The organism is Mesorhizobium sp. DxT (genome assembly GCF_058448885.1).
Genome location: NZ_JBZFLJ010000002.1, coordinates 435,384 through 454,972 on the forward strand (window position 1 = coordinate 435,384; position 19,589 = coordinate 454,972).

Here is a 19,589-nt window from a genome sequence, read left to right on the forward strand (position 1 = left end):
CAAGCGCAACGCAGCGCCGCCCCGATCCTTGACGGCAAAGGGCCGCGCCGATAAGAAACCGAGATAATAAGGATATCTTACGAATGCCCGCAAGGTTCGATCCAGACGCGATCGGCTTCCTGATCACTGATGTCGCCCGCCTGCTGCGCGCCGAATTCGACCGCCGAACGGCCAATAGCGGCCTCGGCCTGACACCGGGTGACGCGCGCACGCTCGTCAACGCCGCCCGCGCCGGCGGGGTCAGGCAGACCGTGCTCGCCGAGCGCATGGGCGTGGAGGCGATGACGCTGTCCGCCTATCTTGACCGGCTGGAAGCCCATGGTCTCGTGCGCCGCGAGCCCGACCCGAGCGACCGCCGCGCCAAGCTCGTCGAGGTCACGGAAGCGGCGCAGCCGGTGCTTGAGGAGATTTCGAGGATTGGCGCTGAGCTGCGCACGGACATCTCCGTCTCGCTTGCGCCTAAGCAGCTCGAAGAGATTCGCGACGGGTTGAAAACGATGCGCACGACCCTGGCCGGCATGCGCCCGGACTTCGGGAAAGGAAGTTCCAGTACATGAACGTCCATCCGACCCCCCCGGTCGCCGCACCCTTGATGAGCGAACGTCGGGTCAGCCTGCTCGGCGCGCTGCTTGTCGCCGTCGGCCCCATATCGATGGCCTTGTTCACCCCGGCCATGACCGAGATCGTGCGCGCCTTCGGCACCACCGAAGCGGCGGTGAAGATGACGCTGTCGCTTTATTTTGCCGGCTTCGCGCTTGCCCAGCTCGTCTGCGGCCCGCTCTCCGACGGCTTCGGGCGCAAGCCCGTGGCGCTCGCCTTCATGGGCATCTATCTGCTCGCGAGTGCGCTGGCCCTTTTTGCCCCGACCATCGAATTCCTGATCGCTGCCCGCTTCCTGCAGGGTATCGGCGCAGCGGTCGGCGTTGCCATCTCGCGTGCCGTCGTGCGCGACCTTTTCACCAACGAGCGCTCGGCCCGGATCATGAACCTGATCGGCATGATCCTCGGCATCGGCCCGGCCTTCGCGCCAACGCTGGGCGGCATAACGATGGAACTTTTCGGCTGGCATTCGATCTTCGCGCTGATGCTGCTTTTCGGCATCGTCATCGTGCTGGTCATCCATTTCATGCTCGTCGAAACGGTGGTTCGCGACATCTCGCGCATCCGGCCCCGCGCGCTGGTCCGCTCCTACGGCCAGCTTCTACGCAGCGGCTACTTCATGTCGTCGGGTCTGGCACTGGGCGGCGCGATTGGCGCCTTCTACACGCTCGCCGTCGTGCTGCCCTTTATCCTGATGGGCCGGGTGGGCCTGTCGCCGACGCAGTTCGGCCTCGGAATGCTCTTTCAATCCGGTGCGTTTTTCGCCGGTTCGCTGGTCGTGCGGCGCGCGATGGGCGTTTACGGCGCCTATCGCATCATGCCGGCCGGGCTTGCCTTCATCGCGGCCGGCAGCCTCGCGCTGGCGGTGCTGCTACGGGTGATGGAGCCGTCTTTCATCATCGTGATGGGACCCGTTGCGCTCTATGCCTTCGGCGCAGCCTTCATCCTGCCCGCGATGTCCACCGCATCGCTCGCACCCTTCCCGCACATCGCGGGCGCGGCCGCGGCGCTGGGCGGCTTCCTGCAGATGGGCGGCGGGTTGGTTGGCGGGCTGCTGGCGGCTCTCTTCGACGATCCGGTGATCGCGATCGCCACCGTGGTGCCAGGCCTCGGAATCCTGGCGATCCTGTGCTGGGCGTGGTGGCGCTCGCTGCCCGAACCCGCGATGGCAAGCGTCGTTCTGGCCCGCACGGCCGAGACCCCGCCGCCTCCGGCCGAGTAGCGGGTCAGTCGACCTCGGGTCGCTGGAAGTCCCCGCTCTCGGGATTCATGGTCCACAATTCGCCGGTCGAAATATCGAACCAGGCGCCATGCAGGCTCAACCGTTCCTTGCGCTCGAGAATGGAGACACAGGGGAAGGTGCGCAGGTTGGCGATCGAATAGCGGATGGAGATACGCTCGAGTGCGGTCTGACGCTCCGATGCCGTCATCATCGCATTGCCGGCCACCGTCTCCGCCGCCGGCGCGACGAGGTTCATCCACTTGCCGATGAAATCGCCCGGCGAGAGTGGCTCCGCCGTGGGGGACAGGGCTGCCTGGATGCCGCCGCAGCGCCCATGGCCAAGCACGACGATGTGCTTGACCTTCAGGCTCTGCACCGCGAATTCCAGTGCGGCGGAAGTTGAGTGATGCTTGCCGTCCGGCGCGTAGGGCGGCACCAGATTGGCGACGTTGCGGACGACGAAGAGTTCGCCCGGTCCGGTATCGAATATGGTCTCGGGCGCGGCGCGTGAATCGCAGCAGGCGATGACCATCGTTTCGGGCGTCTGGCCTTCGCGGGCGAGTTCACGGTAGCGGTCGCGCTCGGCAGCGTAGCGGCCACGCATGAAGGCGCTGTAGCCTTCGAGCAGTCTTTGCGGCAGATGTTCCATGCCTTGCCACTAGCCTCAAACCGCCGGTCGTGCAATCGCCTTGCTCAGGTCCATATGGCGATGGGGATGCCATGGGCGTCTTCAAGCGGCGGATCGGGAAACGACACCGCCTCGCCACGCGCATGTCGCTCGGCGACCAGAAGCACCGCGCAGGCATCCAGAAAGTCGTCTTCCGCAGCACCGCGCGGTGGCGGGGCGGAGACAAACGCTTCCGGCAGGCCGCACCGTGCCAGCAGCGCCTTGCGCTCGGCCATGCCCGGCGCGTTGACGCGCCCCTTCACCTTCTTCGGCAGGCTCATCGCCTGTTCGCCGTTGAGGCGCCAGAATGCGGCTTCGGGATGGGATTCGATGACGCGTGCCCGCAGTCCCGGGCGATCTATCATCAACCCGTCCAGTTCGCGGATCTTCGAGAAGATGCCAAAGGCCTGAATGGACACTCCCCGCGGCGGATCGGATGTTTCACGCGCGACCGCGCTCGCTCGCCGGTGCGCCGCATACCAGGCCTCGATGCCATCGAACGGACCCGGCTCAGCGTAGACAGCCGCACGCGACGGTATCGAGAACACACTCGACTGGCGTTGTCCGAGATGCCGCCGCACCAGCGGTTCCGGACCCCTGCCAGCCTTCCCGGTTGTCTCCGGCAGCCCGATGGGCATATCTACGGCAGTCGTCGCGTCAGCCGGCAGGAAATCGACGAGCGTGGCGAAATCGCCGAAGACCGCCGCCTCGACCGTACTGTCTGGCCGGCGGATCGCCGCGACCCAGCCGGCTTTGCAGCCGTCAACGCCGGCACAACTTCTCATGCACGCCTTTCGCCGCCGGGATGCACCAGCCGGCGCATCTGCACCATCGCCATCGGATGCACAAGGCTTTGAGCGTCGGTTTCCAGCATCAGTTCGTCGGCCTGGCGCTTGACCGCGCGCGCCACCACCTCGAACACCGCCGCCGCCGTCATCTGCAGCGCCTTCTCCGCGCTGCGGCCTTCCATGAGCCGCGCCAGGAACAGGGCAGCGGCGAGGTCGCCGGTACCGTTAGGCGGCCTGGGCACGGAGCGGTGCTCGGCAAGTATCGCCTCGCGGGGCGTCACCAGCAGGTTGCCGATAGAACCGGCCATCAGCGCATGGGCCGAAGTGACCAGCATCCGCGACGGCCCCATACGCAGCGCGGCCTGCGCCACGGCGCGGTTGTCGCCGAGCGTCTCGCCGGCAAGCCATTCCAGCTCGAAGCGGTTCGGCGTGGCGATGTCTGCAAGCGGCATCAGCAGGTCACGCATGGCGGCAGCCGTCGCCTCCGCAACGTAGAGCCCGCCGGCATCGCCCATCACCGGATCGCAGAGATAGAGTGCATCCGGATTGCGCGCCTTGACCGCCGCGACGAGCGATGCGACCGCCTGGGCCTGCCCCGCATCGCCGAGATAGCCGGAAAGGACCGCGCCCACTTCGCCGATCCAGGGCGACGATTCGAGATCGCGCATCAGCGCTGTGAATTGATCCGGGTCCGGAATGATCCTTGTCGCGCGACCATGCCCCGGATGCCAGGGCAGAACGACGGTCGGCACTGCCCACACCGGGAAGCCGAGCTGCTGCAAGGCAAAGACGGCCGCCCGGTTGCCGACCGCGCCGCGCGCGACGTGGCTGGAAACGACGATGACGGCGCTGCGCCCGCCCGGTCCCTCGCTTGTCATTGTCTCAGCCGCCACTTGCCGTGAAGTCGATCAGCCACCAGACGAGATAGAGCAGCAAGGCGAGCCCGAACCATCGGCCGATGCGCGTACCCCACAATTCGGCCCAGTCCTTTTCCTGGGCGTCGCGTCCGGTCATGTGGTCCTTCACGCGACCGGCCATCGTCGGCTCGCTCTCGGTGCCGACGCGCCCGATGATGCGCTGCGATTCCGCTTTCCTGTCGTCGTCCCGGCCCATCCGCGGCCCTTTCCTGGCTGCGCGGACCTTAGACGCTTGGCAGCGCCGCGCACAAGCACAAGCGGATTTGCGATAGCGCATTTTCGCGGCGCGCGAATGTCGCTAAGGTCGCGCTCTCTACAACCCCGGGGATCGAATCATGTCGTTGCGCGCCATTCCCTTTTCTCTGCCGCGGCCCGCTCTGTCGGCGCTGTTTGTGGCTCTGATGCTGCCGCTCCTTTCGGCCTGCGGTTTCAACACCATTCCTACCAACGAGGAGCGCGCCAAGGCGGCCTGGAGCGAGGTGCTCAACCAGTACCAGCGGCGCGCCGACCTTATCCCTAATCTGGTCGAGACCGTGCGCGGCTACGCAGCCCACGAACGCGAGGTTCTGGAGGCGGTGGTGAAGGCTCGCGCCCAGGCAACGCAGGTGCAGATCTCGCCGGAGTTACTGCAAGACCCCGCGGCATTCGAGGCGTTTCAGCAGAGCCAGTCCCAGCTCACCGGAGCGCTGTCGCGGCTGCTTGCCGTGGTCGAGAACTATCCCGACCTGAAGGCCAACCAGAACTTCCTGGCGCTCCAGGCCCAGCTTGAAGGAACCGAGAACCGCATCGCAGTGGCGCGGCGCGACTACATCGAAGCGGTACGCGTCTACAACACGTCCCTGAGGACCCTGCCGTCGATGATATGGGCCAAGATCTGGTTCACCGACAACGAGCCTTTCCAGAACTTCACAGTCGCCGAGGACAAGTTGGAGGTGCCGCAGGTGAACTTCGGCAACGACGGCTAGGCGGGCTACGCACATAACCATGCAGGTCCCGACCCAACGGCACCGGCTTTCGCCAGTCCCCGCGTCATCGCATTGCTGGCGCGGCGCAGCGCTTCTCCTGGCCGCGCTGCTCTTCTGCCTGCCCGTGCTCGCCCAGTCGCTGCCTGCGCTCACCGACCGCGTCGTTGACAACGCGGGCATGATCGATCCGGCCGACGAAAGCGCGCTGGTCGCCACGCTGGAGGCTTTCGAGCAGAAATCGTCGGACCAGATCGTCGTCGCCACGATCGAATCGCTTGGCGGGGAGGCCATCGAGCCATACGCCAACCGGCTTTTCCGTCAGTGGGGCCTGGGCCAGGCCGGCGAGAACAATGGCGTTCTGCTGCTGGTCGCTCGCGACGACCGGCGAATGCGCATCGAGGTCGGCTACGGGCTCGAGGGCACGCTCACCGACCTGCATTCCAAGCTCATCATCGAAAACACGATGGTGCCGGCCTTCCGGGCGGGTGACTTTTCCGGCGGCATCACCCGCGCCGTCGACGACATCATCATGGTCCTCGAAGGCAACGCAGCCGAACTCGAGGCCCGCGCCGAGCGCAATCGGGCACAGGACGACAGCATGCCGTGGTTTGTCGTTATCTTCATCCTCGTCTGGTGCGTTCTCTTCTTCGGCGCCTTCGCGTTCGCCTTTCTGGCTCCTGTCTTCGGCCGCAAGATCGGCGCCAAGCGCTACAAATGGCTGGGCATGGAGTTCGACTACACGCAGTCATCGCGAAGCTCCTCCGGACGATCTTCCGGCGGCGGCTGGTCGTCGTCCTCAGGCGGGGGCGGTTTCTCCGGCGGTGGCGGTTCGTCCGGTGGCGGCGGCGCATCGGGAAGCTGGTAGGGAGACGCAGATGACAAAGCCGCTGACCCCGGATCAGCATCAGTCGCTGGCCGCCCGCATCCGCGAAGCCGAAGCACGCACGCGCGGCGAAATCTATTGCGTGGTGGCGCGCTCCAGCGACAGCTACGCTTATCCGGCCGCCTTCATGCTTGCGGTGGGCGTGGTGCTCGTCAGCCTGCCGGTCGCCATCTGGCTGGACCAGAGCTGGCTCGGCCTGTCCCACCTGACGCTCGCCCTGTCGCAGCTCGCGGCACTCGCCGTCGCCTGCTTGGTGCTGTTTGCCGTGCCGGGATTGCGGATCCTGCTGGTGCCGCGACGCCTGCGCTACCTGCGCGCGCATGACAACGCGCTCAAGCAGTTCCTCGCACACAATGTGCATCTCACGGAGCAGCGCACCGGCATCCTGATATTCGTTTCGCTTGCGGAACGATATGCCGAGGTCGTGGCCGATTCCGGCATCAACGCCAAGGTGCAGCAGGATGAGTGGAACGGGATCGTCGAGCGGCTGGTCGCGGCCGCTTCCGCCGACCACCTTGCCGAGGGCCTTGCCGATGCGGTCGACCGCGCCGGCGCCCTGCTTTCCGGGCATTTTCCCGGCGACACCAACAATCCCAACGAACTCGACGACCACGTCGTCGAAATCTGAACGGGCAGTTCGGCAACACCCTGCGAGAAATGGTCGCTCACGCGGCCTGACTCTTGCCGCAATGCCGCCCCCCGGTTTATGCTTAACAAATCATGAATACGCTGACGATCGACATCAGACGGGCGGAACCACGCGACGCAGACGCGATCGCCGGCGTGCATCATGAAGCCTGGCAGGGCGCTTATGCCGGCATCATCCCTTATCGGGCGCTGACGACGATGATCAACCGGCGCGGCACCTCCTGGTGGTCCAACGCCATTCGCCGCGCCGCCAGTGTTCTGGTGATCGAGATCGGCGGGGAGGTCGTCGGCTATGCAACGCTTGGGCGCAACCGCGCGCGCGAGTTGCCACAGCAGGGCGAAATCTACGAGCTCTACCTCAAGCCGGAATATCAGGGCATCGGCCTCGGCGGGCGTCTTTTTGCCGCCGCACGCGAGAAGCTTGCCACCCACGGCCTCTCAGGACTGGTAGTCTGGGCGCTCGAGGAAAACGCCAACGCCATCGGTTTCTATACCGGTGCGGGCGGCCGCGACGTCGCCGAAGGCGTCGAGGTTTTCGACCAGAAGGCATTGCGCAAAGTCGCCTTCGTCTGGGACTGACGCGCCCCTCCCTTCCTTGCTGCATTGCAATATCGGGCTGCGCGGTATATCCGCTGGCTCGACGGATTTGACGCCTGCGGCGACACGCTCATAATCGTGGCGGCCGGGGCAAACGCAGCATCAGGAACGGACGACCATGCGCATCGACGCCATCGCCATCGGCAGCAACCCACCGGAAGACGTCAACGTTATCGTCGAGGTGCCCGTCGGCGGCCAGCCGATCAAGTACGAGATGGACAAGAACGCCGGCACGCTCGTCGTGGATCGCTTCCTCTACACGCCGATGACCTATCCGGGGAACTACGGCTTCGTGCCGCATACCCTCTCGGAAGACGGCGACCCGATCGACGTGCTGGTCTGCAACACCCGCCAGCTCATCCCCGGCTGCGTCATCAATGTGCGCCCGATCGGCGTGCTGGTGATGGAAGACAATGCCGGCAAGGACGAGAAGATCATCGCCGTGCCCTCGCCGCACCTGACTCGGCGCTACGAGAACGTGCACGAGCATACCGACATGCCCGAGATCACGCTCAAGCAGATCGAACATTTCTTCGAGCACTACAAGGATCTGGAGCCCGGCAAGTGGGTCAAGATCGGCGACTGGCGCGGCGCGGCAGCAGCCCGCAAGATGATCGTCGAGGCCATCGAGCGCGCGAAATCCTGATACGAACGAGGCCGGCCTGCGGGATCGGCCTCAATTCTCTGCGCGGCTGAAAGGCGGCACCGGCACGCTTCCGGCGTCGATGACCGGCTGGTCCCCGCAGGCGAAATCGCGCGCCTGCGTATCGGCTATGCGCCGCGCCTTCTCATTAGCGTCGGGGTTGCCCGTGGCGACCACATAGCCAACGGCGCACCCTTCCCGGCCATGGATCTGGCCGACCTTTTCCACCACCAGAACCTCGGTCTTTGTATCCGCATCGTCGGGCTCGCTGACGAACCAGCGATGGATAGTCGCAAAAGGCGTCTCGCGCGAGCCGTCGCGCTCGATGCGCCATTCGATGCGGGGTCCCGCCGAATTGAAGCCGTCGAAACTCTCCCAGGCCGGAGCGAGATCGCCGTCCGGCGGAAAGCCGTAGAAGATCGATTCGCGTGCGTCGGCGTAATAGATGACGATCGGATATCCGCGATAGCCGGAGCAGACCATGTCGACCCAGTCGCCGTCGCCTTCCTCAGCCGCCGCAAAGACGGAGCAGTGGTGATCGGCTTCCAGATTGGTGTAGGCGCTGACGATCTCCTGTGCGCCTGCGATACCGGTGCCGCCAAGCAGGAGAAGGGCTGAAAGGATGATACGCATCGGCTGCTCCCTGGTCTGGATCGGGCAAATCTAACCTAAAGGCAGCCGCACGCCCAGCCTCGCTTCAGCCATCGAAGAGTGCAAGCTGCGCTTCGATAAGCTCCGGGTCACCTGCCACGAGAAGGGTCTTGAGGCGCGCGGTCCCGCCGGCAACGACGCGGACCGAGCTCGCAGGCACGCCAAGCGCCGATGCGAGAAGTCTTTCAAGCGCCTGATTGGCCTTGCCCTTCTCGGGCAAGGCCCGCACCCGCACCTTCAGGAATGCGCGGCCGTCGGCGCCGGCCTCCACACCCTCGATGGCGTCGCGCGCCGATTTCGGTGTCAGCCGGACAAATAGCTCCACGCCGCCCACATGGCGGCGGTGGAAAGCTGGTCCCGCCGACATCTCGATCAGGCGGAAAGCAGGATCGGCGCGACCGTCGTCAGAAGGAGCTGGCGGATGAAGAAGAGAATGAGCAGCAGGATGATCGGCGAGATGTCGATGCCGCCCAGATCGGGCATGAAGCGCCGGATCGGACGCAGTGCCGGTTCGGTGAGGCGGAACAGCATATTGCCGATCGAGCCCACGAACTGGTTGCGCGGATTGATGACGTTGAATGCATAGAGCCACGAGAAGATCGCGGATGCGATGATGATCCACCAGTAAAGATCGAGCGCGAGCACGATGGTCTGGATAAGCGCGAGCATGCCGGTCTCCCTTCGAACGCCCGCGACATGTAGCCATTGCGGGCACAACCGGCAAGTGCCGAGCTGCCGCACGGCCCCCGCACGGTAAACGCCCGTTACGGATCGCGCGCAGATCCGATGCGGGTGGCAGGGCCGGCCACCTGGCGCTTGACACGATAGCGCCCTCGCTCGTAAATGCCGCCCATCCGCTGGACGGGGCCGTAGCTCAGCTGGGAGAGCGCGTCGTTCGCAATGACGAGGTCAGGGGTTCGATCCCCCTCGGCTCCACCAACGGCTTCCAACTAAGTCCCTACGCGCCGCCGATCTGAAGGAAGCCCGGCATCGAGCGCGGCTGAACGGGTCAAGATTGATGGAGAGTAGGTAGTACTTCGTCGGCAACTGGCCTCAAATCTGTGGGCACGCGGTCGCAGCGACGGCGCCAGACGCGTGGAGGTAAGGCAGATGGACGTCGAGTATGACGAGATCGCATTGACCGTGGCCGAGGAAGCCACCGAGTTGCTCGACGCCTTCGTGACTACGATCAGAGCCTTCGGACGCAAGCTAGGGTAAACTGCATCGATTGCCGCAATCCGTTGACTGGAGACGAGTTCGGAAGATCAGGATCGAAGTATCCGGTCCTCGATCGCTGAAATTCGCGCGGATAGCGCGGTGCCCAGGTAATTATGGAATCCTGCATGCTGCTGTTCTATGTGGCACATGAAGGAAAGCATCGCCGACCTTTCGCTCGACAGCAGCTTTGCGGCAATCGCCGGTTCGAGACCACGCGCCAGCGCCCTTGCGGTGAGGCGGTCGATGAAGGGACCCGCAAGTTCGCCCGTCAGTGCGTAGTCGGCGGCAATGTCTTCATGCGCCACGCCCGCCAGGGCAAGCAGCATCGCGGCCACGATACCGGTACGGTCCTTTCCCGCCGTGCAATTGAAAAGGACAAGTCCGTCGTCGCTTTCTGCAATGGTGTTGGCGACTCGCAAGAGTGCGGGACGGCACGTGTCGACAGCCTCAATATAGCGATGCGAGAGATCGATCGTTTCCGCCTGTTTTAGCATGAAATCTGCCGGCGCCAGCCCGTCGAACAGCGGTATGTGATGATAGCGGACGCGTTCGTGCCGCGCAAATACGCTCGGCTGATGCGCAAGCTCGGTGTCGCTACGCAGGTCGATCACGGTGCGAAGGCCAATCGAAAGTAGGGTGCTGACGTCTCGTTCCGTCAACTCATGCAGCGCGTCGGCGCGAAGGAAGGATCGCCAGCGCGTAGTGCCGCCGCGGGCGGTCGGATAACCACCAAGGTCTCGCACGTTGAAGGCGCCGTCGAGACGGATGTGGCGTTCGTTCCCTGTGAACATTTCATCTGGCATCAGCGGATACCGGATTTCATGAAGGAGTCGACTACCTGGCGCTGTAGGACTAGGTAGAGCAGCAGGATGGGCAGGGAGGCAAGCGTCGCGGCGGCCATCAGCAAGCCCCAGTCGTTACCCTCTTGCGTCATGAAGAACTGCAAGCCGATCTGCACAACGGAACGCTCAATGCGCCGGATCAGCAGCAGCGGCCAGAAATAGTCGTTCCACGCCGAAATGAAGCAGAGAATGGAGATCGAGGCGAGCGGCGCCTTGAGGTTCGGAAGAACGACCTCGATCAGGGAGCGCAGGCTGCCTGCGCCGTCAATGCGGGCTGCTTCGACGATTTCGCGCGGAAAGCCGCGCATGGCATTGTATAGAACGAGCACGGCGAAGGCGGCGGCCGCGTTGGGCACGACCAGTCCGGTCAGGCTGTCGAGCAGTCCGAGCCGCGTCGCCAGCACATAGTTGGGGATCATCACGACCTGGAACGGCACCAGCCACGACAGCGCGATCAGCGAATAGGCGAGCCGGCCGCCGGGGAAGCGCCATCGCACGATCGCCCAGGCGGCGAGCACGCCAGTCGCGACCTGCGCCAGCGTCGTCGCAGCGGCCATCAGGAACGTGTTCAACAGGATGCCGAAGATCGGCATCGCGGCCATCACATCGCGGTAGTTCTGTAACGTCGGCGCTGACGGCCACAGGCCCGACGAAAAAACTTCGTTCGACGGCCGGAACGAGGTCTGAACCATCCAGAAGACCGGGAAGATCGCCAACAGCATCAAGACGATCATCACCGTATGCGCGCTGTAGCGGGCCAGGCGTGCATCATTCGTCATAGACGGCGAGCCTCTTCATCAGCGCAAGGCAGCCCAAGGCAATGAGGCCGAAGACGAGGAAGACAAGCACGCCGGCCGCCGTGCTCCAGCCGGCCGCCATGGTCTTGAAGCCATATTCCCACATCAGGAAATAGACGTTCGTCGTCGATCGCAGCGGCCCTCCGCCCGTCAGTGCGTTAATGTAGACGAAGCTCCACTGCGCGCCGAACAGGATCGTCATCATGGAGAGCAGCAGGATTGTCGGCGACAGCAGCGGCAATCTGATGTCGCGCACGATCTGCCATGACTTGGCACCGTCCATCTGCGCAGCCTCGATGTAGCTCGGGTTGATCGCGCTGTCAGCGGCGGCGAAGAGCAGCGTTGAGAAGCCGATCAGCTTCCAGCCGGTGATCCACACCAGCGTCCATAGCGCAACGTCGGGATTGCGTAGGAAGCCGATCGCGTCGAAGCCAATCGCCTGCAGCCATGTGTTGACAAGACCGTGGTCCTCGTTGAGCAACCACCTCCAGATGATGGCTGCGACGATCGGCGCCACGATCATCGGGACGAAGATCAGCGAGCGATAGAGATTGCGCAGTGGCCCGCTCAGCCGCGCCGTCAGCAGTGCGACTGCCAGCGGCACGCCTACAGACAGCGGCAGAAGACCGAGTGTGTAAAGGATCGTGTTGATTACCGCCTGCCGCATGTCGGGCAGCGTGAGCAGGTTAGCGTAGTTGTCGAACCCGACAAAACGCGGCTGCGAGCGCGGCAGCATATTCCACTGGTAGAACGACAGTTCGAAGGCCTGTAGCAGCGGCAGATAGGTCCACACGACCAGAACGGCCAGCGCCGGCGCCAAGTAGAACCACGGCTCGACTGCACTCAGCCGCAGGCGCGGCATGCGCCGCTTTTGCCAGGCAGCATTGGAAAGGGCTATGTTGGTCATTTCGGCCGCGAAGGTTGGCACCGGGACATATGTTCCGGTGCTGTTGAACGTGGATGCGATCAGTCCTGCGGCATCAGCGGTTGCGCAAGCTCCTGCGCGGTTCGCAGGACCTCGTGTGGATCGCCTTCGCCGAACACGGCCTCTGTCATCGCATCCTTCATCATGTTTTCGACTTGTCGGTAGTTCGGACCGCGGAAGGCGACATTCGGTGTCAGGCGCTCGAGCTGCTCCAGATTGGCCTGGTATTTCGGGTTGGCGGCGAGCCAATCTTTCAGGTAGCGCTCGTCGTCGACGATTGCCGGGCGCAGGGGCAGATAGCCGATCCTGGAGGTGATGATCGTGTAGGCCTCGTCCGATGTCAGGAATTTCATAAATTCCCAAGCGGCGCGCTGCTTGATCGGATCCTGCGAGAACATGAACACGGCCGAGCCCGAATTGGTTGGCGCCGTCGGTTTTTCACCAAAGGCCGGCATCGGCGCGAGCCCGAGTTCGAAATTGCCCTTCGAAGCCTGCTCCAGGCGATTCAGCACCGCCGAGGTGAACAAGAACATGCCGAGATTGCCGGATTGGAACGTTTCGAGATGCGCGCCGACGTCGATACGCGCATGGGCGCCACTGTCCATCAGGTCACGCAGCATTGCGACAGCGTCGGCCTGGTCCTCGTCGGCGAAGGTCAGTTTGTTGCCGTCGCGCACCTTGCCACCGTTGGACATAACAATCGACTGATAGACAAAGGTTCCGTCGGCCGGGCCGTAAGCACCGGGGAAGAAGCCGTGTTTGCCGGTCTTCCGGTTGATCGCCATGCCGGCGGTTTTCACATCTTCCCAAGTGCGCGGCGGCTGGTCGGGATCAAGCCCTGCCGCGCGGAATAGATCGCGGTTGATGAACATGACCGGGGTCGAGAACACGTAGGCAAGGCCGTAGGTCTTGCCGTCGACCTCGCCAAGCGCCAGCCCCTGCGGCACAAAGCCCTCGGCGTGTTTGGCCAATTCCTCGCCCGCCAGATCCTCGAGTGCCACGGCGCCCAACTCGTCGGCGGCGTAGATCAGGTCGCGGAACACAAGCTGCGCCACGTCGACGTCAACGCCGGCCACCATGTCGGCCTGCACACGCGACAGCACCTCGTTGGACGGCGCGGCGATCGGCTCAACCTTGACCAACGGATTGGCCTTCTCAAACTGCGCGATCAGCTCCAGTGTCGCGTCGCGGCCGATACCGGCGCTGGCCAGATTGTAGTTGTAGAACGAGAGCGTCACCGGCTCGGTGACTTTGTCGGCCATCTGGGCATTGGCCGCACCGGCCAAGCCGGTCGACAGGGCCAAAGCTAGGAAATGTCTGCGCAGCATAGGAACGTCCTTTCAACGGGTGGGAGTTTTATTTGGCCGCGGTCGGCACTGGCGCGGCGCGCTGCCGCAGCAGTTCGAGCGGGTAGACATTGAGTTCGGCGCGGTCCGACGGCATCGGCACGAATGCGACCGAAAGCCCGCTCTTGCGGATCGTACCGATCGCGAAAGACGCGCCGCGCACCATGCGCAACACGTCACCTCGCAAAATGTCGGTGGCCGCATGCTGGCCGATACCGACGACGACGGGGATGCCGTGCCAAACCGAGACGCGGTCGTGATGAATATGGCCGCTGAGGATGCCGACTATGTTGCGGCCCTTGAGCGTTTCCGCGAGGCGCACAGAGTGTTCGAAGGCAACGTGCCGCCAGTGAGTGTCGTCAGGGCCTTCGCCGAGCGCTGGAGGATGGTGACAGACGATCAGTTTAGGCAGGTCCGGATGCGTGTCGAGGACGCGCTCGAGCCATTCGAACTGCTCGTCCTCGATGCTGCCGCCGATAAAACCCGGCGTGCTCGAATCGAGCGTGACGATGTGGACGTCGTCGATGACGCGGTCGTGGAAATAGGGTGTATCGCCGTAGGCTGAATCGATGCCCATGCCAGCGTAGAAGCCCACACGCGTGTCGTGATTGCCCAGCGCGTAGACGATGGGCAGGTCGGTCGCCTGCATAAGTTCTGTTAGCGCGGCGTAGCTTTCTGTGTCGCCGCGATTGGAAAGATCGCCGCTGGCCACGATAAAGCTCGGTTTCGGCTCTATCGTGGCGACTAGCGCCATCACCAGCCGCAACGTTTCGCGTGTGTCGCTGAACAGATGATCATCGGCGGTGGGGTCGCCGATGTGCAAATCGGTCAGGTGTACGAAAGTGACTTCTCGCGCCATGGATCTGCTCCGGAGGTTTCGGTGAATTCGATGCTGAGCCTGCGGGGCTCGACGTGGATGGGCAGCTCGGCGTCGAGGTCCGATAGCGGCTCGTCTAACAGGACGATGCCCGGCGAGCGCATGATGGCACGACCCATCGCAACGCGCTGCCACTGCCCGCGGGAAAGCAGCAAGGGAGAGCGGACGAGCAGCCTTTTCAGGCCGATCGCGGCAGCGACGCGGCCGTCGATCGAGATATCGCCCGAGATGATGTCCTCCAGCCCGGGGATCATCCGCAGGACAGTCGACTTGCCGCAACCGGGCCGCCCCTGAACGACACAGGAGTCGCCGTCTGCCACTTCAAGGTTCGCGCCACGCATCGCGGGCGTCTTGCCGTAGAGCTTGTGGACGGAACGTATGTCAATCGATGCCATGCCGGGGCCTCGTTTAGGGCGGCGATGGATTGTGAATATCGGGGGGGCGTATCGCCCGCGTGACGCTTCTCGAACGGCGTTCGAACCTGTGGAAAGAATCTACCGGCCTGCGATCTCGGGCCTGCGGAACATTGGCGCGACGACCTCGACAATGCGCGCTATGACCTGTTCGGCATCTGAAAAGTCGATAGTGTGGCGGGTCAGCACCTCATTTCGCGGCCGGTTGCGGGTAACCTGCGAGCGGATGCCGAGCGCGCAACTTATGCGCCAACCGATATCGGCCTCGCTGAGCCACGGTGCCAGCAGGCGGAAATAGGGGATGAAGACATTGTGGTGTTCGATGCCTTCAGCGATCGAACGGTAGAGTTCGGGCGAACTGCTACGCTGGGACATCGAGGTCAAATGCGACAGCACCCTGTATTTCGATTGCGGATCGAGGCTCCACCGAACCGATGGGCCGATCAGCGCCGCGATGATGTCCTCCAGCACCGGCGGGGCCGGGAATGCTTTTTGGACAGCGGCGTTGAGCAACGACAGGCGTTCCGCATTGAGCCGCTTGTAGACGCGTTTGCCGGTCGCGATGATAAGCTGTTCCTGTGACCCGAAATGGTAGTTCACCGAGGACGGCGTTGTTCCGGCGGCGAGCGCCACGCGTCGCGCCGTCAGTTCCTCGACGCTGCCGACCTCGCAGAGCAGACGTTCGCAGGCTTCGACAAGCTTGGTAGCTGTAGCATTCAATTGGGCGTATCCCACGTAAGTTCCGCGTAGCGCATATTTGTTGCTGCCTGACGACAGGCGATCGGCGCCTATTCGGGAATGATCCAGGCGTCCCTGATTGCGATGCCGATCTGTTCGCCGATGGTCGGCGGTTCACCCTCGTGCTCGACGCGCAGGTCGGCACCTCGCGCCGTTGCGACCGCGATTAACGAGCGCGCCCCTTGATAGCGCACGTCCGTGACCCTGGCGCCAATCGCATTCGGGCCGAGCTTCGCCAACTGCAGGTCGGGAGGCCTGACACAGATTTCGACCTTGCCGCGACCACCCGTCTCTCCGCGCGCCGGCACTTGGCAGCCCTCTACATCGACGATACCCGAACCACGCGCTGCATACGCGGGTAGCGCCATGCCGCCGCCGATGAAGCGCGCGACCATCGCCGTCGCCGGTTCGCGATAGATTGTCCGAGGATCGGCGAACTGGACCACGCGTCCGCGGTCCATGACGGCGATCCGGTCGGCCAGCGCCATCGCCTCGCTTTGATCGTGCGTCACGTAGACGAATGTCGTTCGCGACTCGCGATGATAGCGACGGAACTCGGCCTGCATCGCCTCGCGCAGATGCGCGTCGAGATTGGCTAGCGGCTCGTCCAGCAGGATCACGCGCGGCTCCATCGCCAGGCACCGTGCTAACGCTACGCGCTGGCGCTGGCCGCCGGATAGCGCAGCAGGGCGTCGCGTCGCATATTGCGTAAGTCCGACGAGATCGAGCACACGGTCGAGCCGCGCCTTGCGCTCCGCCGCAGGCAGCCCGCGGACCTTGAGAGCGAACTCGACGTTTCCCGCGACGCTCATGTGCGGCCACAGCGCATAGGACTGAAATACCATACCGACGCCGCGGCGCTCCGGCGGAAGAGCCCAGTCGGGCGTACTCACCACCTCGTCGTCGAGCCTGATCTCGCCGGCGCTCGGCAGGTCGAACCCAGCGATGAGGCGCAGCAGGGTCGTCTTGCCGCAGCCCGAAGGCCCAAGCAGTGCCATGAAGCCGCCGTCCGGCACCGCAATATCGACGTTGTCGACGGCGCGGCTGGAGCCGTAGGCCCGCCCAAGCCCGGTGAGCTCTAGCCGTGCCATGGCAGTACACCCTTCGGAAGGAGGCGAGCGAAGGCGGTTGCCAGAAGCGCGATCAGCAGCGTCACCGACAATGTGAGCACGGCAAGTGCAGCGGCCGCAACGGCGTTGCCTTCGCGCTGCAGGAAGAAAATCACCACACCCAATGTCTCCCATCCACTCGACCACAGCAGCGCCGAAACCGTAAGTTCGTTGAAGGCTTGCATGAATATGAGGATCGCACCGGCGCCCAGTGCCGGCGCTGCGGCCGGCACGATGATCGCGATCAGTCTGCGTCCGACGCTGGCACCGGCCATCCTGCCGGCCTCATCGAGAGCCGGATCAAGCGCTTCCAACGCGCCGACGGCGGGGCGCAACGCGAGGATCAGGAAACGCGCGAGATAGGCGATCAGGACGATCCAGAAGCTGTTGTAGATCGAAACGTCCAGCAACGGCAGCGGTGGCAGGTAGACGAGAATGATGGCGATCCCGAGCACCGTGCCGGGTATGGCGTAAGGCGCATCGGCGATGAGATCGAGTGCTCGGGCGACGCGGCTCTTGGCGAACACGCCGAGATAGGCGAGGCAGAGTGCGACCGCCGCACTGATTATGGCCGCCGAGAGTGCGAGCAGCAGACTGTTGACGAAAGCACGCTGCGCGGAGGCGTATTCTGTTAGCACGAATGCGAAATTGGATAGGGTAATTGTTTCCGAGGAAAGCGGCACCCCGGTCGCCGGAATCAGTGCCGTACCGAGCAGAGCGAAGAGCGGCAGGATCGAGACGCACAGCATTGTCAGCCATGCAGTCAATTCCGCCGGCAGGCGCCATCGGCCGAGGTCGAGCGGCTCCATGGCTCCGCCACCACGCTCGACGACAGTCGCGAAAGAGCGGCTGGCCAGCGCGCGTAGCGCCAGGCCAGCCGCCGCAATCAGCGTCAACAGCAGCGCGAGGCTGGCTACCTCCCCGAGTGCTGACGGACCGAAACCCTGCAAGCGCTGATAGATCAGCGTCGTCATCATCGAATACCGCCCGGGAATGCCGAGGAACGCGGGTACTCCAAAATTGCCGATCGACGCGACGAACGACAGCGCCGCACCCGCAATGATAGACGGCAACGCTAGTGGAATCAGTATCGCGCCGACCATGCGCGCACCCCCGGCGCCCGCGAGTCGCCCGGCCTCGACCAGTTCTCTCGGCAGGCCGATGAGAGCCGCCCGCACCGTCAGGAATACCAGACCGGCATGTTCGATGCCCATGACAAGCACGATTCCCCACTTCGAGTAGAGTGGGCTGGTCGTGCCGGCTGCGGGCGCTACCCCGAACGCGCTGAGGATCGGACTCGACGGACCGACAAGGCCGATCCAGGCAAGCGCCGTGATCTGCGACGGTATCAGCAATGGCAACAGCAGCGCGAAAACGGTCGCGCTTTTCAGCCGGATGTTTGTGAGCGTCACCAGCGCGGCGAAGGCGGTTCCCATCAGCACCGAGAGCAGCGTGGCGAGTGCGCTCGCTTCCAGGGTGTTCCAAAGAGCTCGCCCGGTCGATCGGCTCTGCCATTGGTCGAGCAGGATGCCGAGCGTGCGCCCTTCGTCGCTGCGCAAGGCCTCCGCGAAGAGGCGCAGCAGCGGCCAGAGCGTCGTTGCGACGAGATATGCTGCCACGAGCCAGATGAGAAGGCGCCCAACGGGTATCGCCGGCAGTGAGAGGCGCCGGCCACCGGTGACGCCTCCCAGCGTCGTGTCAGCCACCGAAGAGCTCGGCGAACATCTTCTTATTGGCCTCGTCATTGGCTAGGATTGCGCCGTGGTCGGTGGGCAGGATCTTCAGCGACTTCGCTTCTGGATAGCCCTCCGGCGAAGCGACCCCGTCAACGATCGGGAAATAGCCTTGCGCCACAGACTGTTCCTGCGCGGTGCGCGACAGCTGCCAGTCGACGAAAGCCTTGGCAGCTTCCTCATTGTCGGTCCCTTTAAGGATGGCTACCGGCTGCGATATCGACGACACGCCCTCCTCGGGGAATACGAACTCGACCGGCGAGCCCTTCTTTTTGGCGTTGAAAGCCATGTATTCGATGATGATGCCGTAGGCCTTCTCGCCATTTGCGACGGCTTCAATCACCGTGCCGTTGCCTTGGCCCGCGACAGCGCCATTTTCTGCCAGCGTGTCGTAATAGCCCCAGCCGAACTCTCCCTGCTGCGCCATCGTGCCAACGTGGATCACCGCCGCGCCGGAATAGAGCGGCGATGGCATGATTGTCTGTGAGGCAACCTCGGCCGCGACCAGGTCTTTCCACGACTTCGGCGGCTTCTGTACAAGATTGGTGTTATAGACTATCCCGGTGGTGATGAGCTTGGTGCCGAAATAGGTCTTGTCGGCATCGACCAGCGCCTCTGGAATGTCACGCACCGGCGCATCTGCATAGGTCAACAGGTGACCGGCGTTCTTGAGCTGCGTCAGCGCGACGGCGTCGGCGAGCAGCACGATGTCGGCCGGGCTGGAGCCGGCAGTCAGTTCGGCCTGTAACCGGCTCATGACCTCGGTCGTACCCGAACGGAACACGTCAACGGTGACGTTGGGGTAATCGTTGTTGAAGGCATCGACCACAGCCTGCATCTGCTCGCTCGGCTGCGAAGTGTAGACGGTTATTGAACCGGAGGGCTCGGCGAGTGCCGGGCTGGCTATAGTAAGAAAGGCCGCAGCAGCGAGGAATCGGAATGCGTGAGCGCGCATGGAAGGCTCCCGTGATTTGTAGAAAGACGGGACTGCGTAGCAGCGCTGTGTGACG

The 19,589-nt window shown here is 63.9% G+C and carries 24 protein-coding genes and 1 tRNA gene; 8 read left to right on the plus strand and 17 right to left on the minus strand.

Annotation, left to right across the window (positions count from 1 at the left end; translation table 11 throughout):
• The first annotated feature begins 83 nt into the window (after positions 1-83).
• Together ACVJNE_RS06165 and ACVJNE_RS06170 are read left to right on the plus strand one after the other, a co-directional pair.
• The gene (locus ACVJNE_RS06165; RefSeq protein WP_368801224.1) at positions 84-557 is read left to right on the plus strand and encodes a MarR family winged helix-turn-helix transcriptional regulator; all 474 of its coding nucleotides are present in this window, start codon (positions 84-86) and stop codon (positions 555-557) included.
• On the plus strand, positions 554-1,822 hold the full coding sequence (locus ACVJNE_RS06170) for a multidrug effflux MFS transporter (protein WP_499563878.1): 1,269 nt from the start codon (positions 554-556) through the stop codon (positions 1,820-1,822). The genes ACVJNE_RS06165 and ACVJNE_RS06170 overlap by 4 nt, the downstream gene beginning before the upstream one ends.
• Positions 1,823-1,826: 4 nt before the next feature.
• Here ACVJNE_RS06170 and ACVJNE_RS06175 read toward each other — a convergent pair whose 3' ends face one another.
• From ACVJNE_RS06175 to ACVJNE_RS06190, 4 genes are read right to left on the minus strand one after another with little or no spacing between them, the layout of a single operon-like run.
• Positions 1,827-2,471 carry a carbonic anhydrase gene (locus ACVJNE_RS06175; RefSeq protein ID WP_173188965.1) on the minus strand — a complete coding sequence of 215 codons (645 nt, stop codon included), beginning with the start codon at positions 2,469-2,471 and terminating at the stop codon, positions 1,827-1,829.
• A gap of 44 nt (positions 2,472-2,515) precedes the next feature.
• Positions 2,516-3,274: a DUF429 domain-containing protein gene (locus ACVJNE_RS06180; protein ID WP_499563880.1), complete on the minus strand. Its 759-nt coding sequence runs from the start codon at positions 3,272-3,274 to the stop codon at positions 2,516-2,518.
• Entirely contained in the window at positions 3,271-4,155 is an 885-nt protein-coding gene (pdxY, locus tag ACVJNE_RS06185; RefSeq protein WP_499563882.1) for a pyridoxal kinase PdxY, read from the minus strand. The genes ACVJNE_RS06180 and pdxY overlap by 4 nt, the downstream gene beginning before the upstream one ends.
• Before the next feature lie 4 nt (positions 4,156-4,159).
• Positions 4,160-4,390, minus strand: a complete 231-nt coding sequence (locus ACVJNE_RS06190) for a hypothetical protein (protein ID WP_499563884.1) — start codon at positions 4,388-4,390, stop codon at positions 4,160-4,162.
• A 139-nt stretch (positions 4,391-4,529) separates the two neighbouring features.
• Here ACVJNE_RS06190 and ACVJNE_RS06195 point away from each other — a divergent pair, with 139 nt between their 5' ends.
• From ACVJNE_RS06195 to ppa, 5 genes are all read left to right on the plus strand, one after another.
• On the plus strand, positions 4,530-5,159 hold the full coding sequence (locus tag ACVJNE_RS06195; protein WP_499563886.1) for a LemA family protein: 630 nt from the start codon (positions 4,530-4,532) through the stop codon (positions 5,157-5,159).
• A 19-nt stretch (positions 5,160-5,178) separates the two neighbouring features.
• Positions 5,179-6,024 carry a TPM domain-containing protein gene (locus tag ACVJNE_RS06200; RefSeq protein ID WP_499563888.1) on the plus strand — a complete coding sequence of 282 codons (846 nt, stop codon included), beginning with the start codon at positions 5,179-5,181 and terminating at the stop codon, positions 6,022-6,024.
• A 10-nt stretch (positions 6,025-6,034) separates the two neighbouring features.
• The gene (locus ACVJNE_RS06205) at positions 6,035-6,670 is read left to right on the plus strand and encodes a TPM domain-containing protein (RefSeq protein ID WP_499563890.1); all 636 of its coding nucleotides are present in this window, start codon (positions 6,035-6,037) and stop codon (positions 6,668-6,670) included.
• Positions 6,671-6,762: 92 nt separating this feature from the next.
• Positions 6,763-7,269: a GNAT family N-acetyltransferase gene (locus tag ACVJNE_RS06210; protein ID WP_499563892.1), complete on the plus strand. Its 507-nt coding sequence runs from the start codon at positions 6,763-6,765 to the stop codon at positions 7,267-7,269.
• 136 nt (positions 7,270-7,405) lie between these two features.
• Positions 7,406-7,933 carry an inorganic diphosphatase gene (gene ppa, locus ACVJNE_RS06215; RefSeq protein WP_173188951.1) on the plus strand — a complete coding sequence of 176 codons (528 nt, stop codon included), beginning with the start codon at positions 7,406-7,408 and terminating at the stop codon, positions 7,931-7,933.
• Positions 7,934-7,963: 30 nt separating this feature from the next.
• Here ppa and ACVJNE_RS06220 read toward each other — a convergent pair whose 3' ends face one another.
• The 3 genes from ACVJNE_RS06220 to ACVJNE_RS06230 form a co-directional block, all read right to left on the minus strand.
• Complete coding sequence (locus ACVJNE_RS06220; RefSeq protein ID WP_499563894.1) at positions 7,964-8,563, minus strand: hypothetical protein; 600 nt, start codon at positions 8,561-8,563, stop codon at positions 7,964-7,966.
• A 64-nt stretch (positions 8,564-8,627) separates the two neighbouring features.
• A complete protein-coding gene (locus ACVJNE_RS06225) occupies positions 8,628-8,948 on the minus strand; it encodes a DUF167 family protein (protein ID WP_444726452.1) in 321 nt (106 codons plus the stop codon).
• Positions 8,949-8,953: 5 nt separating this feature from the next.
• Positions 8,954-9,250: a YggT family protein gene (locus ACVJNE_RS06230; RefSeq protein ID WP_368801233.1), complete on the minus strand. Its 297-nt coding sequence runs from the start codon at positions 9,248-9,250 to the stop codon at positions 8,954-8,956.
• Between the two features lie 194 nt (positions 9,251-9,444).
• On the opposite strand from ACVJNE_RS06230, the gene ACVJNE_RS06235 reads away from it, so the two are divergent.
• Positions 9,445-9,520, plus strand: a tRNA-Ala gene (locus tag ACVJNE_RS06235).
• Positions 9,521-9,846: 326 nt separating this feature from the next.
• Here the strand turns inward: ACVJNE_RS06235 and ACVJNE_RS06240 are convergent.
• The 10 genes from ACVJNE_RS06240 to ACVJNE_RS06285 all read right to left on the minus strand — a co-directional run bounded on the left by ACVJNE_RS06240 (position 9,847) and on the right by ACVJNE_RS06285 (position 19,534).
• Positions 9,847-10,602: a tyrosine-protein phosphatase gene (locus ACVJNE_RS06240; protein WP_499563897.1), complete on the minus strand. Its 756-nt coding sequence runs from the start codon at positions 10,600-10,602 to the stop codon at positions 9,847-9,849.
• On the minus strand, positions 10,602-11,420 hold the full coding sequence (locus ACVJNE_RS06245; RefSeq protein WP_499563899.1) for a carbohydrate ABC transporter permease: 819 nt from the start codon (positions 11,418-11,420) through the stop codon (positions 10,602-10,604). The genes ACVJNE_RS06240 and ACVJNE_RS06245 overlap by 1 nt, the downstream gene beginning before the upstream one ends.
• Positions 11,410-12,345: a carbohydrate ABC transporter permease gene (locus ACVJNE_RS06250; RefSeq protein ID WP_499563901.1), complete on the minus strand. Its 936-nt coding sequence runs from the start codon at positions 12,343-12,345 to the stop codon at positions 11,410-11,412. The genes ACVJNE_RS06245 and ACVJNE_RS06250 overlap by 11 nt, the downstream gene beginning before the upstream one ends.
• Before the next feature lie 59 nt (positions 12,346-12,404).
• On the minus strand, positions 12,405-13,691 hold the full coding sequence (locus ACVJNE_RS06255; protein WP_499563903.1) for an ABC transporter substrate-binding protein: 1,287 nt from the start codon (positions 13,689-13,691) through the stop codon (positions 12,405-12,407).
• A 28-nt stretch (positions 13,692-13,719) separates the two neighbouring features.
• On the minus strand, positions 13,720-14,568 hold the full coding sequence (locus ACVJNE_RS06260; RefSeq protein ID WP_499563905.1) for a metallophosphoesterase: 849 nt from the start codon (positions 14,566-14,568) through the stop codon (positions 13,720-13,722).
• A complete protein-coding gene (locus ACVJNE_RS06265) occupies positions 14,538-14,981 on the minus strand; it encodes an ATP-binding cassette domain-containing protein (RefSeq protein ID WP_499563907.1) in 444 nt (147 codons plus the stop codon). Before ACVJNE_RS06265 ends, ACVJNE_RS06260 begins: the two co-directional genes overlap by 31 nt.
• A 99-nt stretch (positions 14,982-15,080) precedes the next feature.
• Positions 15,081-15,719: a TetR family transcriptional regulator gene (locus ACVJNE_RS06270; protein WP_499563909.1), complete on the minus strand. Its 639-nt coding sequence runs from the start codon at positions 15,717-15,719 to the stop codon at positions 15,081-15,083.
• 68 nt (positions 15,720-15,787) lie between these two features.
• Positions 15,788-16,828 (minus strand): ABC transporter ATP-binding protein, encoded by a 1,041-nt coding sequence (locus ACVJNE_RS06275; protein ID WP_499563911.1) that lies wholly within the window; start codon positions 16,826-16,828, stop codon positions 15,788-15,790.
• Positions 16,816-18,552, minus strand: a complete 1,737-nt coding sequence (locus ACVJNE_RS06280) for an ABC transporter permease (protein ID WP_499563913.1) — start codon at positions 18,550-18,552, stop codon at positions 16,816-16,818. The genes ACVJNE_RS06275 and ACVJNE_RS06280 overlap by 13 nt, the downstream gene beginning before the upstream one ends.
• The gene (locus ACVJNE_RS06285; protein WP_499563915.1) at positions 18,545-19,534 is read right to left on the minus strand and encodes an ABC transporter substrate-binding protein; all 990 of its coding nucleotides are present in this window, start codon (positions 19,532-19,534) and stop codon (positions 18,545-18,547) included. The genes ACVJNE_RS06280 and ACVJNE_RS06285 overlap by 8 nt, the downstream gene beginning before the upstream one ends.
• Between the last annotated feature and the right edge of the window lie 55 nt (positions 19,535-19,589).